This window comes from Streptomyces camelliae, assembly GCF_027625935.1.
In the GTDB taxonomy this organism is placed as follows: Bacteria; Actinomycetota; Actinomycetes; order Streptomycetales; family Streptomycetaceae; genus Streptomyces; species Streptomyces camelliae.
Genome location: NZ_CP115300.1, coordinates 3,515,674 through 3,531,304, shown reverse-complemented (window position 1 = coordinate 3,531,304; position 15,631 = coordinate 3,515,674). Strand labels below are relative to the sequence as shown.

The window sequence follows — 15,631 nt, the reverse complement described above, 5'->3', positions numbered from 1 at the left end:
ATGAGCACCGGCTGTCGGGGCACGTGAGCCACTGGTGGTGGTGTCGTGCAGAATCGGGGCCATGACGACCCCGGACCACCAGTCACCCGCGTCGCCCGTCGCGAAGGACCGGATCTACCGCTCGCCCATGGCGCTCGTGGGCGGCGTGCTGCTGCTCGCCGTCATGGCCTGGCTGGGCTTCGACGCCCTGTTCAGGGGACACGGTCGTACGCCGTGGCTGGCGCTCGCCGGGATGATCCTGGCCGTGCCGCTGGTGGTCGCCTTCACCCTGCGCCCGGCGGTCTTCGCCGGTGAGGACCGGCTGCGGATCCGCAACCCCTTCCGCGTGATCAGCCTGCCCTGGGGCGAGATCGCCTCGCTGCGCTCCGGCTACTCCAACGAGGTCGTCGTCAAGGCGGGCGGCAAGTACCAGCTGTGGGCCCTGCCGGTCTCGCTGCGGGCCCGCAAGAAGGCCCAGACGCGCAGGGCACGCGCGGCTGCGGACGCGGCCCGTGGCAGCCGCCCCGGGGGGCACGGCCTCGGCGGCCTGGGCGGCCTCGGCACCGGCTCCGCCCTCTCGACCGGCCCGACCCGCGCGGAGACCGACCAGGCCATGGACGACCTGCGCGAGCTGCTGGAGCGGCGCGGGGAAGCGGAGTCGGCGCAGGGAGAGATCAGCGTGCGCTGGGCGTACGAGGTGCTCGCACCGGCGGTGGCGGGTGCGGTGCTGCTGGCGATTCTGTACGTCACGGGGTGAGTCGGGTCGCCGTGGGGTGAGTCGGGTCGCTGTGGGCTGAGGCCGGTGCCCGTATGTGTGAGAGGGGGTGCCCCGGACGTCGGGGCACCCCCTCTCGTCGTACGGATCAGATGCCGGCGGCCGCCGACAGGTCCCGCTTGATCGCGGCGAGGAGCTCCGTCGCGCGGGCGTGGGCGGCCGGGAGGCCGGCGTGGCCGGCGACCGGTACGACGACCTCCAGGTAGCACTTCAGCTTGGGCTCGGTGCCGCTCGGGCGGACGATCACCCGGGCGCCGTCCAGCGTGTAACGCAGGCCGTCCGTGGGGGGCAGCTGCTCCGTGCCCCGGGTCAGGTCCTCGGACCGGGTGATCGGCAGGCCGGCCAGCTCCGTCGGCGGCTGTTCGCGCAGGCGGCGCATGGCGTCGGCGATCAGGGACAGGTCCTGGACGCGGACCGAGAGCTGGTCCGTGGCGTGCAGGCCGTGCTCCACGGCGAGGTCGTCGAGGAGGTCCAGGAGAGTGCGGTTCTCCGACTTCAGCCGCGAAGCCAGTTCCGTGATCAGGAGCGCCGCCGTGATGCCGTCCTTGTCGCGCACGCCCTCGGGGTCCACGCAGTAGCCGAGGGCCTCCTCGTAGCCGTAGCGCAGGCCGTCCACGCGGGCGATCCACTTGAAGCCGGTCAGGGTCTCCTCGTAAGGGAGGCCCGCCTTCTCGGCGATGCGGCCGAGGAGGGAGGAGGAGACGATCGACTCGGCGAACACGCCGGTCGCGCCCCGGCGGACCAGGTGCGCGGCGAGCAGCGCGCCGACCTCGTCGCCGCGCAGCATCCGCCAGTCGGCGCCGTCCTTGACGGCCACCGCGCAGCGGTCGGCGTCGGGGTCGTTGGCGATGACCAGGTCCGGGTCCGTGGCGCGGGCCCGGGCGAACGCCAGGTCCATCGCGCCCGGCTCCTCCGGGTTCGGGAAGGCGACCGTCGGGAAGTCCGGGTCGGGGTCGGCCTGCTCGGCCACCAGCACCGGCTCCGGGAAGCCGGCCCGGGCGAACGCGGCCAGCAGGACGTCCTTGCCGACGCCGTGCATCGCCGTGTAGACCGTGCGGGCGGTGCGCGGGGAGCCGGGGGCCAGTACGGCGTCCGTACGGGCCAGGTAGGCGTTCAGGACCGACTCGTCCAGGGTTTCCCAGCCGGACTCCGGGCGCGGTACGTCGTTCAGGCTCGCGATCGCGTCGATCTCGGCGGCGATCTCCGCGTCGGCGGGCGGCACGATCTGGGAGCCGTCGCCGAGGTAGACCTTGTAGCCGTTGTCCCGGGGCGGGTTGTGGCTGGCGGTGACCTCCACGCCCGCGACCGCGCCGAGATGCGGTATGGCGAAGGCGAGGACGGGGGTGGGGAGGGGGCGGGGGAGGACCGCCGCGCGCAGCCCGGCGCCGGTCATCACGGCGGCGGTGTCCCGGGCGAAGTCGGCGGACTTGTGGCGGGCGTCGTAGCCGATGACGACCAGCCCGCCGGTGTGGCCCTCCGCCTTCAGGTACGCGGCGAGGCCGGCGGCGGCGCGGATGACGACGCTGCGGTTCATGCGCATCGGGCCCGCGCCGAGTTCGCCTCGCAGGCCGGCGGTGCCGAACTGGAGGGTGCCGGAGAACCGGGCCGACAGTTCGTTCACGTCACCGGCGTCGATCAGCTTGGCCAGTTCGTCGCGGGTCTCCTGGTCGGGGTCCTCGGCGAGCCAGGCCTTGGCCTTGCTGATGAGATCGTCGTGCACCTTGGGATCAACCTCTCCTCGTCATTGCTGGGGGCTCCGCCCCGGACCCCCGTCTGCCCACCCGTTTACAGCTTGCCCAGCACCCGTCCCAGGAGCTCCCCCATCCGTGCGGCGGAGTCGCGGCCCGCCTGGAGGACCTCCTCGTGGTTGAGGGGTTCGCCGGTCATGCCGGCGGCCAGGTTGGTGACCAGGGAGATGCCGAGGACCTCGGCGCCGGCCTCGCGGGCGGCGATGGCCTCCAGGACCGTGGACATGCCGACCAGGTCCGCGCCGATGACGCGGGCCATGCGGATCTCGGCCGGGGTCTCGTAGTGCGGGCCGGGGAACTGGGCGTACACGCCCTCCTCCAGCGTCGGGTCGATCTCCTTGCACAGGGCGCGCAGGCGGGGGGAGTAGAGGTCCGTCAGGTCGACGAAGTTCGCGCCGACGATCGGGGAGGTCGCCGTCAGGTTGATGTGGTCGCTGATCAGGACCGGCTGGCCGGGGCGCATGCCCTCGCGCAGGCCGCCGCAGCCGTTGGTGAGGACCACCGTCTTGCAGCCGGCCGCCACGGCGGTACGGACGCCGTGGGCGACGGCCGCCACGCCACGGCCCTCGTAGTAGTGCGTGCGGCCCAGGAAGACCAGGGCGCGCTTGTCACCGAAGGAGTACGAGCGGATCTTGCCGCCGTGCCCCTCGACGGCCGGCGGCGGGAAGCCGGGCAGCTCGGTGACCTGGAACTCGGCGTCGGGGGTGCCCAGGGCGTCGACGGCCGGAGCCCAGCCGGAGCCCATCACGAGGGCGACGTCGTGGGTCTCGGCGCCGGTGAGTTCGCGCAGGCGCGCGGCGGCGGCGTCGGCGGCGGCGTACGGGTCGCCCTGGATGTCGTCCGGAAGAAGAGATGCGTTCACGCCGACGAGGGTAGCTCCTCTTCGCCTACGCGCGTAGATGACAGACGTCACGGGATGGCGATCGTTGTCTTGTCGTTTCCGACGAAAGCAGCGACACGAGGGACGGCTGGGAGCAGCTGGGGTTATAGGCGGCGGCTGTGAGTCCCCTGTGGCCGGCAGGGGCGCACCCCCTCATGCTCAGCAGGGGCGCTTGCGGAGTTCCATCACGTAGTCGTGCGGTGCGCCCGCCGACTCCGCCGCGTCCGCGATCTCGCCCAGATAGCGCGCCGAGGGGAGGCCGCCCTCGTAGCCGTCGAGGACGTACGCCCAGGCCGGCTCCTCGCCGTCCAGGGTGTGCACGCGCACGCGTGCGCGCCGGTAGATGCCGAGGCCCACGCCCACCCACCGGTCCAGCGACTCCTCGTCCATGGGTGCGATGTCGTACAGGGCGACGAAGACCTGCGCGAGCGGCTCCTCGACGAGGGTCGCCAGCGCGCCCTCCCAGCCCAGTTGCTCACCGCCGAACGTCAGCCGCCAGCCGTTCAGCCAGCCCGTGGCGCGCAGCGGGGAGTGCGGGGCGCGGCGGGACATCAGCCGGGCGTCGAGGTTGCCTGCGTACGCGGCATAGAGCGACATGGAGAGAGGGTACGGCAGGGCGCGGCGGGAGGAACGTCCGTCACTCATGCCCCAGGAAGCTCCGCGGACACTCCCGTGCGCCCCCGGGGCAGTAGCACCTTGAAGCGTGCGGGACAATGGAGTACGTGACTCGGATCGTGATCATCGGTGGCGGACCCGGCGGATATGAAGCGGCGCTGGTGGCCGCTCAGCTCGGCGCGGAGGTGACCGTCGTCGACTGCGACGGTCTGGGCGGAGCGTCGGTGCTGACCGACTGCGTGCCGTCGAAGACCCTAATCGCTACGGCCGAGGTCATGACGACCTTCGACTCGTCGTACGAAGAGCTCGGCATCATCGTCGCCGACGACACCCCGCCGCTGGAGCAGGCGGCCCGGGTGGTCGGCGTGGACCTGGGGAAGGTCAACCGCCGGGTGAAGCGGCTGGCCCTCGCCCAATCGCACGACATCACCGCCTCCGTCACACGCGCCGGCGCCCGGGTCATGCGGGGGCGTGGCCGGCTGGAGGGCATGCAGGCCCTCGACGGGTCCCGGAAGGTCGTCGTCACCGCCGCCGACGGCACCGAGGAGACCCTCACCGCCGACGCCGTCCTCATCGCGACCGGTGGTCACCCCCGCGAGCTGCCCGACGCCCAGCCCGACGGCGAGCGCATCCTGAACTGGACCCAGGTCTACGACCTCACCGAGCTGCCCGAGGAGCTCATCGTGGTCGGCTCCGGTGTGACCGGCGCCGAGTTCGCCGGCGCGTATCAGGCGCTGGGATCCAAGGTCACGCTCGTCTCGTCCCGGGACCGCGTGCTGCCGGGTGAGGACCCGGATGCCGCCGCCGTCCTCGAAGACGTCTTCCGGCGCCGTGGCATGAACGTCATGGCCCGCTCCCGCGCCCAGTCCGCCAAGCGCGTCGGCGACCGGGTCGAGGTGACGCTGGCCGACGGCCGGGTCATCAGCGGCTCGCACTGCCTGATGGCGGTCGGCGCCATTCCGAACAGCGCCGGGCTGGGGCTGGAGGAGGCCGGCGTCAAGGTGCGCGAGTCCGGGCACATCTGGACCGACAAGGTCTCCAGGACCACCGCCCCCGGCGTCTACGCGGCCGGTGACGTGACCGGTGTCTTCGCGCTCGCGTCCGTCGCCGCCATGCAGGGACGCATCGCCATGTACCACTTCCTCGGCGACGCGGTGGCCCCGCTGAACCTGAAGACGGTCTCCTCCAACGTCTTCACCGACCCCGAGATCGCGACCGTCGGCTACACGCAGGCGGACGTGGACGCGGGCAAGATCGACGCGAGGGTCGTCAAGCTCCCGCTGCTGCGCAACCCGCGCGCCAAGATGCAGGGCATCCGCGACGGCTTCGTCAAGATCTTCTGCCGGCCGGGTACGGGCATCGTCGTCGGCGGCGTGGTCGTGGCGCCCCGCGCCTCGGAACTGATTCACCCCATCTCGATCGCCGTCGACAACAATCTGACGGTCGAACAGATCGCGAACGCGTTCACCGTGTACCCCTCCCTTTCGGGGTCGATCGCGGAGGTGGCCAGGCAGCTCCACACGCGCAAGGCGAGCGCGGAGGCCTGACGGCCGGTTCCGACTTCCCGCTGGTCACGGGGAGTTGTCGCCTGTGCGTACGGCATAGTCGGGGCGGATAGGTCCTATACCACTTCCCGCCCCGCCATGCGAACAACTTCTGTTATTCGGCGCAAACTGCTGAAAGCAGACGGTCGCTGGGGTTACTGTCAGTTTCGTGTTCGCTGCTGAACGTCGCCAATTGATCCTCGAAATGGTGCGAGCGAACGGTGCCGTGTCGCTCCGTGAGCTCGCCCGCGTCGTCCAGACCTCCGAAGTGACCGTACGGCGGGACGTGCGGGCACTGGAGGCCGAAGGACTCCTCGACCGCCGGCATGGCGGTGCGGTACTGCCGGGCGGGTTCACGCGAGAGTCCGGCTTCCCGCAGAAGTCCCATCTCGCGACTGCCGAGAAGACGGCCATCGCCGACCTCGCGGCGGGATTCGTCGAAGAGGGCGAGGCCATCGTCGTCGGGGCGGGTACCACCACGCAGGAGCTGGCCCGTCGGCTCGCGCGGGTGCCCGGCCTGACGGTCGTCACCAACTCCCTGCTGGTCGCACAGGCGTTGGCCCATGCCAACCGGGTCGAGGTCGTGATGACCGGCGGCACCCTGCGCGGCTCCAACTACGCCCTCGTCGGCTCCGGCGCGGAGCAGTCCCTGCAGGGGCTGCGCGTGTCCAAGGCCTTCCTGTCCGGGAGCGGGCTCACCGCCGAGCGGGGGCTCTCCACGTCCAACATGCTCTCGGCGTCCGTCGACCGGGCGCTCGTGCAGGCCGCCGCGGAGGTCGTGGTCCTCGCCGACCACTCCAAGCTCGGCACGGACACGATGTTCCAGACCGTGCCGACGGATCTCATCACCCGGCTGGTCACCGACGAGCCTCCGGCCCATGACGACCGCGCCGGCACGGAGTTGCAGGCCCTTGCCGACCAAGGGGTGCAGATCGCTGTGGCCGGGGCGAACGGGGCCCCTCCGGGGGGTGAGCAGGCCCCGGCGCGGCGCGCGTCCCTGCCGGGGCCTAGGCGCGGGGTTCCTGGAGGCGGGTTGCGCGGGGTGCTGGGGGAGCAGCCGGCGGGGACGGAGCGGGGGCGCGTCGCTGATCTGCGGCGGCGTTGAGAGTGCCTATTCGCCATAGGGCTTGGGGTCGTTGGGCGGGTGCGGGTGCGGGTGCGGGTGCGGGTGCGGGTGCGGGTGCGGGTGCGGGTGCTATGTGGCTGGTCGCACCCACGCGGCGTAGCCGCATAGCAGACCCAGCCCCGCGCCCCTGAGTTCGCTGCCCCGGACGAGCTTGAAAAGCTGATGCCCGGCAGACCGAAGCAGTCGGTCCACCGGGCGTCGCTCAGACTCTTGCCGTCAGTCCTTGATCTCGCAGATCGCCGCGCCCGACGTGATGGAGGCGCCGACCTCGGCGGTCAGGCCCTTGATGGTGCCCGCCTTGTGGGCGTTCAGGGGCTGTTCCATCTTCATGGCCTCCAGGACGACGATCAGGTCGCCCTCGTTGACCTCCTGGCCCTCCTCGACCGCGATCTTGACGATCGTGCCCTGCATCGGGGAGGCGAGGGTGTCGCCGGAGGCCACCGGGCCGGACTTCTTGGCCGCGCGGCGCTTGGGCTTGGCGCCCGCCGCGAGGCCGGTGCGGGCCAGGGACATGCCGAGGGACGAGGGGAGGGAGACCTCCAGGCGCTTGCCGCCCACCTCGACGACGACCGTCTCACGGCCGGTCTCCTCCTCCGCCTCGGTGTCGGCGGGGGCGGCGAAGGGCTTGATCTCGTTGACGAACTCGGTCTCGATCCAGCGGGTGTGGACCGTGAAGGGGCCGTCCGAGCCGGTGAGTTCGGGGGCGAACGCCGGGTCCTTGACGACCGCGCGGTGGAAGGGGATGGCGGTGGCCATGCCCTCGACCTGGAACTCGTCCAGGGCGCGGGCGGCCCGCTGAAGGGCCTCCTCGCGGGTACGGCCGGTCACGATCAGCTTGGCCAGCAGGGAGTCCCACGCCGGGCCGATCACGCTGCCGGACTCCACGCCCGCGTCCAGGCGGACACCGGGGCCCGAGGGGGCGTCGAACCTCGTCACCGTGCCGGGGGCGGGGAGGAAGTTGCGGCCCGGGTCCTCGCCGTTGATGCGGAACTCGAAGGAGTGGCCGCGCAAGGGCGGGTCGTCGTAGCCCAGTTCCTCGCCGTCGGCGATGCGGAACATCTCGCGGACCAGGTCGATGCCCGCGACCTCCTCGGTCACCGGGTGCTCCACCTGCAGGCGGGTGTTGACCTCCAGGAAGGAGATCGTGCCGTCCTGCCCGACCAGGAACTCACAGGTGCCCGCACCCTCGTAGCCGGCCTCCCGCAGGATGGCCTTCGAGGCGCGGTACAGCTCGGCGACCTGCTCCTCGGACAGGAACGGCGCCGGGGCCTCCTCGACCAGCTTCTGGTGGCGGCGCTGCAGCGAGCAGTCACGCGTCGATACGACGACCACGTTGCCGTGCTTGTCCGCCAGGCACTGGGTCTCCACGTGCCGGGGACGGTCCAGGTAGCGCTCCACGAAGCACTCGCCCCGGCCGAAGGCCGCCACGGCCTCGCGGACCGCCGACTCGTACAGCTCCGGGACCTCCTCCAGGGTGCGGGCGACCTTCAGGCCCCGCCCGCCACCACCGAAGGCCGCCTTGATCGCGATCGGCAGGCCGTGCTGCTCGGCGAACGCCACGACCTCCTCGGCACCCGAGACGGGGTCCGGGGTACCGGCCACCAGCGGGGCGCCGGCACGCTGGGCGATGTGCCGGGCGGCGACCTTGTCACCCAGGTCACGGATCGCCTGCGGCGGCGGACCGATCCAGACCAGACCCGCGTCCAGCACCGCCTGCGCGAAGTCGGCATTCTCCGACAGGAAGCCGTAGCCGGGGTGGATCGCGTCCGCACCGGACTCACGCGCAGCGTTCAGGACCTTCTCGATGTCCAGGTAGCTGGTCGCCGGTGTGTCACCGCCCAGGGCGAACGCCTCGTCGGCCGCGCGGACGTGCAGCGCGTCCCGGTCCGGGTCGGCGTATACGGCCACGCTCGCGATCCCGGCGTCCCGGCAGGCCCGGGCCACGCGGACAGCGATTTCGCCACGGTTGGCGATGAGCACCTTGCGCACGATTGAGGCTCCCTCCTTGAAACAAGCCGAGTTTAGGGACTGCCGACACGGCACTTCGACCCGTCCCCAATGGTGAGCTTGCCCACACGGAGCGTGATTCGAGGCCCGCTCGACCCGCGAAAGCCCTTGTCGCACCTCAGCACGCAGGGCTCCTCCCGGAAACCCTAGCCCTCTCGTGTGGTCAAGGTCTCTGTGAGAGCGTGCTGCGGCCCACTCGGATTCTTTGTCGAGTCCCTACGAATGGCCCAATGATTCTTTGCTGCCACGCGAACCCTTGTCCCCGGGTTTACCCGTTAGTAGCGTTCGGGCTGGCTCGAACGTACCTGGGGTAACGAGAACACTGGCTGGGAAGTGGGTGGATCCACGGTGGTGCGCAGGCCTGTGGCGTGGGTCGTGGCGGTCGTCCTCCTCGCGGAGGGGGTCTTCGTCGCGGCGCTGAACTGGTTCCTCGGAGTGGTCGTCGAGCGGCAGGACATGTCTCTGGCGGGCCTCGACCCGTCCGCGATGGCGACGTCCTCGAAGATCGGCGGCATCGTCTTCGGTCTCTACTTCGTCCTGTGCGCCCTGGTGGCCGTCCTGGTCGCGATACGCGACCGCGCACCCGCGGGCTTCGGCCGTGTCCTGCTGATCAGCGTGGCGGTCGTACACGGCCTGCTGGGCGCCTTCGCCTGGGGTCTGGTCGGCTGGACGGCGTTCCTGTTCATGGTGGCCGTGCTCGGCCTCGTCGTGCTGCTCCTGATGACGTACGACCGTGACGCCGGCCCGCAGCAGAGCGCCTCCGGCGGTGGGGCGGGGGAGGGCGGGGGTCCCGAGGCCGTCGCCGAAACCGGATCGGGCACCGCCCCGGGTACGGCGGCCGTCGTACCGGCCCCCCGTACGGACGAGCCGCAGGACGGGGACGAGGACCCTCAGGACTCCGTACCCGCCCAGGTCGTCACTCGGCCGGCGGTGTCCACAACTCTGTGATGCCGACGCCCAGTTCGGCCAGCAGTTTGCGCACCAGGGGCAGGCTGATGCCGATGACGTTGCCGTGGTCGCCGTCGATGCCCTCGATGAACGGCGCCGAACGGCCGTCGAGGGTGAAGGCCCCGGCGACGTAGAGAGGCTCGCCGGAGGCGACGTACGCGGCGATCTCCTCGTCGCTCGGCTCACCGAAGTGGACGACGGTGGAGGCGACCCCGGCCACGTATCGATTGGTCGCGGTGTCCCAGATGCAGTGACCCGTCTGGAGGGTGCCGGCCCGGCCGCGCATCGACTTCCAGCGGGCCGTCGCCTCCTCGGCGTCGGCCGGCTTGCCGAGGGCCTGGCCGTCCAGCTCCAGCACCGAGTCGCAGCCGATCACCAGGGCGCCGTGCACCTCCGGCTTCGCCGCCACGACCGAGGCCTTCGCCTCGGCCAGGGCAAGGGCCAGCTCCGCGGGGGTGGGGGCGGTGACGGCGTCCTCGTCGACCCCGCTGACGATCACCTCCGGGGCGAGACCGGCCTGCCTCAGGAGGCCCAGGCGGGCGGGGGACTTCGAGGCGAGGATGAGTCGCCTGCGGCGCGTTGCGGTCATGGGGTCAGGTTAGTCGGCTCATCTCAGGCCGATGACGAGCATCGCCAGGATCATCGCCACGGCCATGAAAAGGCCGAGCCGCCGAAGCATGTCCTGCGCTTCGCGCAGGTCCTCCGGCGGCTCGTCTTTCGGGTCTGACCACAGCATGCCACCAGCGTGGGGCTGGGCCGGGTGAGGGTGCCTGAGTATTGCTACTCAAATTGGTGCCCGGTGTTGCACTGCTGTGCGCGGTTCCCCGCGCCCCTGGGGAGTTCGGCCTCAGCTCGGCCAAAAAGTGCGCGTCCAGGACGCCGGGCCCGGCTTGGGGAGCCGGGCGGACGTGATTCTGTTCGGGTCGGACCACGCGTCCCTGGGGCCCTGCGCGCCGGACGGCTGGGCCGCTGCCGCCGCGGCGCGGGCGCGGACCACCGCCAGGGCGGCGGCCAGCTCCTCCGGGGTCGGGTTGCCCCGTACGACTCTGATCGTCACAGCGGCTCCTTTACAGGGGGATGTTGCCGTGCTTCTTCGGAGGCAGGGATTCCCGCTTCGTGCGCAGCTGACGCAGGCCGCGGACGATGTGGGCGCGGGTGTCGGACGGCATGATCACCGCGTCGATGTAGCCCCGCTCGGCCGCGATGTAGGGGTTGAGGAGGGTGTCCTCGTACTCCTGGATCAGCCGGGCCCGGGTCGCGTCACCCTCTCCCGAGTCCTCGGCCTCGGCGATCGTGCGGCGGTGCAGGATGTTGACCGCGCCCTGGGCGCCCATGACCGCGATCTGGGCGGTGGGCCAGGCCAGGTTGAGGTCGGCGCCGAGGTGCTTGGAGCCCATGACGTCGTAGGCGCCGCCGAAGGCCTTGCGGGTGATCACCGTGATGAGGGGGACGGTGGCCTCCGCGTAGGCGTAGATCAGCTTCGCGCCGCGGCGGATGATGCCCTCGTGCTCCTGGCCGACGCCCGGGAGGAAGCCGGGGACGTCCACGAAGGTCAGCACCGGGATGTTGAAGGCGTCGCAGGTGCGGACGAAGCGGGCGGCCTTCTCCGATGCGGCGATGTCCAGGCAGCCCGCGAACTGCATCGGCTGGTTGGCGACCACGCCCACCGGGTGGCCCTCGACCCGGCCGAAGCCGGTGAGGATGTTGGGGGCGAAGAGCGCCTGGGTCTCGAAGAACTCGCCGTCGTCCACGATGTGTTCGATCACCGTGTGCATGTCGTACGGCTGGTTCGCGCTGTCGGGGACGACCGTGTCCAGCTCGCGGTCCTCGTCGCTGACCGCGAGGTCCGCCTCCTCCGGGAAGACCGGGGGCTCGGAGAGGTTGTTGGACGGCAGGTACGACAGGAGCTGCTTGACGTACTCGATCGCGTCCTTCTCGTCACCCGCCATGTGGTGGGCCACGCCGGAGGCGGTGTTGTGGGTGCGGGCGCCGCCCAGCTCCTCGAAGCCCACGTCCTCGCCGGTGACGGTCTTGATGACGTCCGGACCGGTGATGAACATGTGGGACGTCTGGTCGACCATGACCGTGAAGTCCGTGATCGCCGGGGAGTAGACGGCGCCGCCCGCGCAGGGGCCGACGACCAGGCTGATCTGCGGGATCACGCCGGAGGCGTGGGTGTTGCGGCGGAAGATCTCGCCGTACGCGCCGAGGGAGGCCACGCCTTCCTGGATGCGGGCGCCGCCGGAGTCGTTGATGCCGATGACCGGGCAGCCGGTCTTCAGCGCGAAGTCCATGACCTTGACGATCTTCTGGCCGTAGACCTTGCCCAGCGCGCCGCCGAAGACGGTGAAATCCTGGGAGAAGACGGCGACCGGGCGGCCGTCGACCGTGCCGTAGCCGGTGACCACGCCGTCACCGTACGGGCGGTTCTTCTCCAGCCCGAAGTTGGTGGAGCGGTGGCGGGCGAACTCGTCCAACTCGACGAAGGAGTCTTCGTCGAGGAGGAGGCCGATGCGCTCACGGGCCGTCAGTTTGCCCTTGGAGTGCTGCTTTTCGACGGCGCGCTCAGAGCCGGCGTGCGTCGCCTCGTGGATACGGCGCTGCAGATCCGCGAGTTTGCCCGCGGTTGTGTGAATGTCGATCTCTTCCGGCTCGGACATCGGGATGCGGCTCCCTGCCTGCTCAAAAGGGGGGACGGTTACTCATCCGTAGAGTAGTGGCGGCCCTACCGGTCAGCACTGCGTCGTTTACCACACCTAGGGTGGCTTGCATGACGCCGCACAATGCAGCAGACGACAACGGCAGCCGCTGGTCCGACCTGGAACGCCCCCCTCTCAACGCCGCGGCACTGCGGCGTGCTCTGGTGCGGGAGGGGAGCCTGTGGTCCCACCTCGACGTGGTCCCGCGGACCGGCTCGACCAACAGCGACCTCGTGGCACGGGCCGCCGCCGGGGAGGTGGCGGAGGGCGCGGTGCTGGTCGCGGAGGAGCAGACGGCGGGCAAGGGGCGCCTGGACCGGCGGTGGTCGGCGCCGCCGCGCTCGGGTCTGTTCTTCTCCGTTCTGCTGCGGCCGGCCGAGGTGCCGGTGGCGCGCTGGGGCTGGCTGCCGCTGCTCACCGGTGTCGCCGTGGCGACCGGGCTGTCCCGGGCGGCGGGTGTCGATACGGCGCTGAAGTGGCCGAACGATCTGCTGGTGACCGTGGGGGGCGAGGAGCGCAAGGCGGGGGGCATTCTCGCCGAGCGGGCCGGTGAGGACAGTGTCGTCATCGGCGTCGGCATCAATGTCTCGCTGCGGGCGGACGAGCTGCCGGTGCCGCAGGCGGGGTCGCTGGGGCTGGCCGGGGCCGTGAGCACGGATCGGGATCCGCTGCTGCGGGCCGTGCTGCGGGGGTTGGAGGAATGGTACGAGCGGTGGCGTGCGGCCGGGGGGGATCCTGCGGTGAGTGGTCTGCAGGAGACCTACGCGGCGGGCTGCGCCACGCTCGGCCGCACCGTGCGGGCGGAGTTGCCGGGGGATCGGTCGATCGTGGGCGAGGCGGTCGCGGTCGACGGGGACGGTCGGCTGGTCATCGCCACGGGGGAGGGTGTGCAGGAGCCGGTGGGGGCGGGGGACATCGTGCATCTGCGGCCCGCGTGACGGATGCCGGTTGCCTGCGGCGCGTGTGCGGTGGGACGTCGTGTGCGGTGGGGCGTCGTGTGCGGTGGGGCGTCGTGTGTCTGCGGCTCGTGTGGCGGGGTGCCTGCGGCGCCTGTGCGGGTGGGTGGGGGCTGGTGCAGCGCCCAGTGTGGTGGGGGGTCGGGGCCGCGCCGGGGGGTGTCCGTCCTCGGAACGGCGCGGAATCGGTCGGCCGTCCAGGTTCCGGCGTTGACGCGCCAACCGCTGCGGGCGGACACCCCCCGACACGTCCCCTTCCCGCCGTGGGCGGCCGCCGGCCGTCGCCCGATGCGTCGCCATCCCGCCGTGTGCGGCTGCCGGTCCGTCGTGGGCCGTCGCCCGATGCGTCGTCTTCCCGCCGTGGCGCGGCCGCCGGCTGTCGCCCAATGCGTCGTCTTCCCGTGGTGTGCGGCTGCCTGTCCGGCGTGGGTGGCCGTCTGTCCGGCGTGTTCCTGTCTCGTCGGGGTGGGTTTCCTGCCTGTCGGTGTACCGCTGTGGCCGATGTCGATCAGCTGGGTGGGGTCGAACACGAACCCGCCCGCCAAACCCAACGGAGTGAGCTGGCGCACACCTGCCGTAGAGTTGAGGCCGGTCGTTACCTGACCGCGGGAGATCGGAAGGGCAGCAGGCGTGACCGTCGACGACACGGGCTCCGGCGCGGGCGCGGACGCCGCCGACACCGGCGAGGACCCGCTGGCCCTGCGCCTGGAGCAGCTCATCCTGGGCGCCGAGCGCCGCTACACCCCGTTCCAGGCGGCTCGCAGTGCCGGTGTCTCCATGGAGCTGGCGTCGCGGTTCTGGCGGGCGATGGGGTTCGCCGACATCGGGCAGGCCAAGGCGCTCACCGAGGCCGATGTGCTGGCTCTGCGCCGGCTCGCCGGTCTGGTCGAGGCGGGGCTGCTGAGCGAGGCCATGGCGGTGCAGGTGGCCCGGTCCACGGGGCAGACCACCGCCCGGTTGGCGGAATGGCAGATCGATTCCTTCCTGGAGGGTCTGACCGAGCCTCCGGAGCCCGGTATGACCCGCACCGAGGTGACGTACCCGATCGTCGAGCTGCTCCTGCCCGAGCTGGAGGAGTTCCTGGTCTATGTGTGGCGGCGGCAGCTCGCCGCCTCCGCCGGGCGTGTGGTGCAGACCGGTGACGACGAGGAGATGGTCGACCGGCGGCTCGCCGTCGGCTTCGCCGATCTGGTGGGCTTTACGCGGCTCACCCGGCGGATGGAGGAGGAGGAGCTGGGGGAGCTCGTCGAGGCCTTCGAGACCACCGCCGCCGATCTCGTCGCCGCGCGGGGCGGACGGCTCATCAAGACCCTCGGTGACGAGGTGCTGTACGCGGCTGACGATGCGGGTACGTCCGCCGACATCGCGCTGCGGCTGGTCGAGACGATGGCGAACGACGAGACGATGCCCGAGCTGCGCGTCGGCATGGCGTTCGGCACGGTCACCACTCGTATGGGCGATGTGTTCGGTACGACGGTGAACCTGGCCTCGCGGCTTACCTCGATAGCGCCGCGCGACGCCGTGCTGGTGGACAGTGCCTTCGCCGAGGAGCTGATCCGCACCGGTGAGGCGCCCGCCTCGGAGGCGGAGGCGGCCGAGGCCGCGGCGGCCGCCGAGAAGGAGGGCGAGGAGCCGCCGGTGTACCGCTTCGCGCTCCAGCCGATGTGGCAGCGGCCGGTGCGCGGGCTCGGTGTGGTCGAGCCGTGGCTGCTCACCCGCCGCGACGGACGCCCCTGACGTCACTTCCCTCCCGGTCCCGGCAGGTCCACGCACAGGCCGATCACCGGCACGCACAGCCCGCCCGGATCCGGGTCCGTCGTGCTGTGCGTGGGCGCCGGGGTGGTGCGGGTGGAGGTGGGGCGTGGAGTCGGCGGGGTCGTCGGTGTCGTCGACGGCTGGGGGGTGGCAGGCGGCGTCGTGGGCTGGGGTGTGGTGGCGGACGGTGCTGTCGTGCTGGCGGGCGGGGTCGTACCGGGTTTCGGCTGGGCGGTGGTCGTCGGGGCGAGGTTTCTGCCGCCCATGGCGGAGGTCGCCGAGGGCAGTGCGGTGGGGGACGCGGCGACCGTGGCGGCTGTGTTCGCCGCGGGGTCCGTGGTGGGGCCGCCGGTGCCGAGGCGGGGCTCGGCCTCCGCCGTGCCGGGGGAGCCGACCCCCGGGTGCGGGGCGGCGACTCGGACCAGGCTGAGGGCGCCCGCGGCCAGGGCGAGACCGCCCGCCGCGAGCAGCACCTTGCGGGGGCGTGGCTTGCGGTGGCGGCCGCGTCGTACGGCGCCCGGTGCGGGACTCTCGTCCGGCTCCGCCTGATCCTGTGCGCGTATCGGTGTCATGGCTTCCCTCCCCGCCGTGCGCCCCCG

15 protein-coding genes are annotated in these 15,631 nt (G+C 71.6%); 6 read left to right on the top strand and 9 right to left on the bottom strand.

Annotated features, from left to right (window positions below):
* Positions 1–61: 61 nt before the first annotated feature.
* Positions 62–736, top strand: a complete 675-nt coding sequence (locus O1G22_RS15915; protein ID WP_270081962.1) for a PH domain-containing protein — start codon at positions 62–64, stop codon at positions 734–736.
* 106 nt (positions 737–842) lie between these two features.
* Here O1G22_RS15915 and O1G22_RS15910 read toward each other — a convergent pair whose 3' ends face one another.
* From O1G22_RS15910 to O1G22_RS15900, 3 genes are all read right to left on the bottom strand, one after another.
* Positions 843–2,474, bottom strand: coding sequence for a phospho-sugar mutase (locus O1G22_RS15910; protein WP_270081961.1), 1,632 nt, complete (start codon positions 2,472–2,474; stop codon positions 843–845).
* Positions 2,475–2,539: 65 nt separating this feature from the next.
* On the bottom strand, positions 2,540–3,364 hold the full coding sequence (locus O1G22_RS15905) for a purine-nucleoside phosphorylase (RefSeq protein ID WP_225099606.1): 825 nt from the start codon (positions 3,362–3,364) through the stop codon (positions 2,540–2,542).
* Positions 3,365–3,541: 177 nt separating this feature from the next.
* Entirely contained in the window at positions 3,542–3,979 is a 438-nt protein-coding gene (locus O1G22_RS15900; RefSeq protein ID WP_225099605.1) for a gamma-glutamylcyclotransferase family protein, read from the bottom strand.
* Positions 3,980–4,095: 116 nt separating this feature from the next.
* Between O1G22_RS15900 and O1G22_RS15895 the strand changes: the two genes are divergently transcribed.
* Positions 4,096–5,544 carry an NAD(P)H-quinone dehydrogenase gene (locus O1G22_RS15895; RefSeq protein ID WP_270081960.1) on the top strand — a complete coding sequence of 483 codons (1,449 nt, stop codon included), beginning with the start codon at positions 4,096–4,098 and terminating at the stop codon, positions 5,542–5,544.
* Between the two features lie 166 nt (positions 5,545–5,710).
* The gene (locus O1G22_RS15890) at positions 5,711–6,646 is read left to right on the top strand and encodes a DeoR/GlpR family DNA-binding transcription regulator (protein ID WP_270081959.1); all 936 of its coding nucleotides are present in this window, start codon (positions 5,711–5,713) and stop codon (positions 6,644–6,646) included.
* 237 nt (positions 6,647–6,883) lie between these two features.
* Here the strand turns inward: O1G22_RS15890 and O1G22_RS15885 are convergent, their stop codons facing one another.
* A complete protein-coding gene (locus tag O1G22_RS15885; protein ID WP_270081958.1) occupies positions 6,884–8,656 on the bottom strand; it encodes an acetyl/propionyl/methylcrotonyl-CoA carboxylase subunit alpha in 1,773 nt (590 codons plus the stop codon).
* Between the two features lie 366 nt (positions 8,657–9,022).
* Here O1G22_RS15885 and O1G22_RS15880 point away from each other — a divergent pair, with 366 nt between their 5' ends.
* Complete coding sequence (locus O1G22_RS15880) at positions 9,023–9,622, top strand: hypothetical protein (protein WP_270081957.1); 600 nt, start codon at positions 9,023–9,025, stop codon at positions 9,620–9,622.
* Here O1G22_RS15880 and O1G22_RS15875 read toward each other — a convergent pair.
* The 4 genes from O1G22_RS15875 to O1G22_RS15860 form a co-directional block, all read right to left on the bottom strand.
* Positions 9,591–10,211 (bottom strand): Maf family protein, encoded by a 621-nt coding sequence (locus O1G22_RS15875; protein WP_270081956.1) that lies wholly within the window; start codon positions 10,209–10,211, stop codon positions 9,591–9,593. The two genes, O1G22_RS15880 and O1G22_RS15875, sit on opposite strands and share 32 nt — an antisense overlap.
* An 18-nt stretch (positions 10,212–10,229) precedes the next feature.
* Positions 10,230–10,358: a morphogenic membrane protein MmpB gene (mmpB, locus tag O1G22_RS15870; protein ID WP_270081955.1), complete on the bottom strand. Its 129-nt coding sequence runs from the start codon at positions 10,356–10,358 to the stop codon at positions 10,230–10,232.
* A 111-nt stretch (positions 10,359–10,469) separates the two neighbouring features.
* On the bottom strand, positions 10,470–10,679 hold the full coding sequence (locus tag O1G22_RS15865) for an acyl-CoA carboxylase epsilon subunit (RefSeq protein ID WP_270081954.1): 210 nt from the start codon (positions 10,677–10,679) through the stop codon (positions 10,470–10,472).
* 10 nt (positions 10,680–10,689) lie between these two features.
* Positions 10,690–12,282, bottom strand: a complete 1,593-nt coding sequence (locus O1G22_RS15860; protein ID WP_270081953.1) for an acyl-CoA carboxylase subunit beta — start codon at positions 12,280–12,282, stop codon at positions 10,690–10,692.
* A 110-nt stretch (positions 12,283–12,392) separates the two neighbouring features.
* Here O1G22_RS15860 and O1G22_RS15855 point away from each other — a divergent pair, with 110 nt between their 5' ends.
* Positions 12,393–13,259, top strand: a complete 867-nt coding sequence (locus tag O1G22_RS15855; RefSeq protein WP_270081952.1) for a biotin--[acetyl-CoA-carboxylase] ligase — start codon at positions 12,393–12,395, stop codon at positions 13,257–13,259.
* Between the two features lie 648 nt (positions 13,260–13,907).
* A complete protein-coding gene (locus O1G22_RS15850; RefSeq protein WP_270081951.1) occupies positions 13,908–15,014 on the top strand; it encodes an adenylate/guanylate cyclase domain-containing protein in 1,107 nt (368 codons plus the stop codon).
* A 2-nt stretch (positions 15,015–15,016) separates the two neighbouring features.
* Here O1G22_RS15850 and O1G22_RS15845 read toward each other — a convergent pair whose 3' ends face one another.
* Complete coding sequence (locus O1G22_RS15845) at positions 15,017–15,604, bottom strand: hypothetical protein (RefSeq protein WP_270081950.1); 588 nt, start codon at positions 15,602–15,604, stop codon at positions 15,017–15,019.
* Between the last annotated feature and the right edge of the window lie 27 nt (positions 15,605–15,631).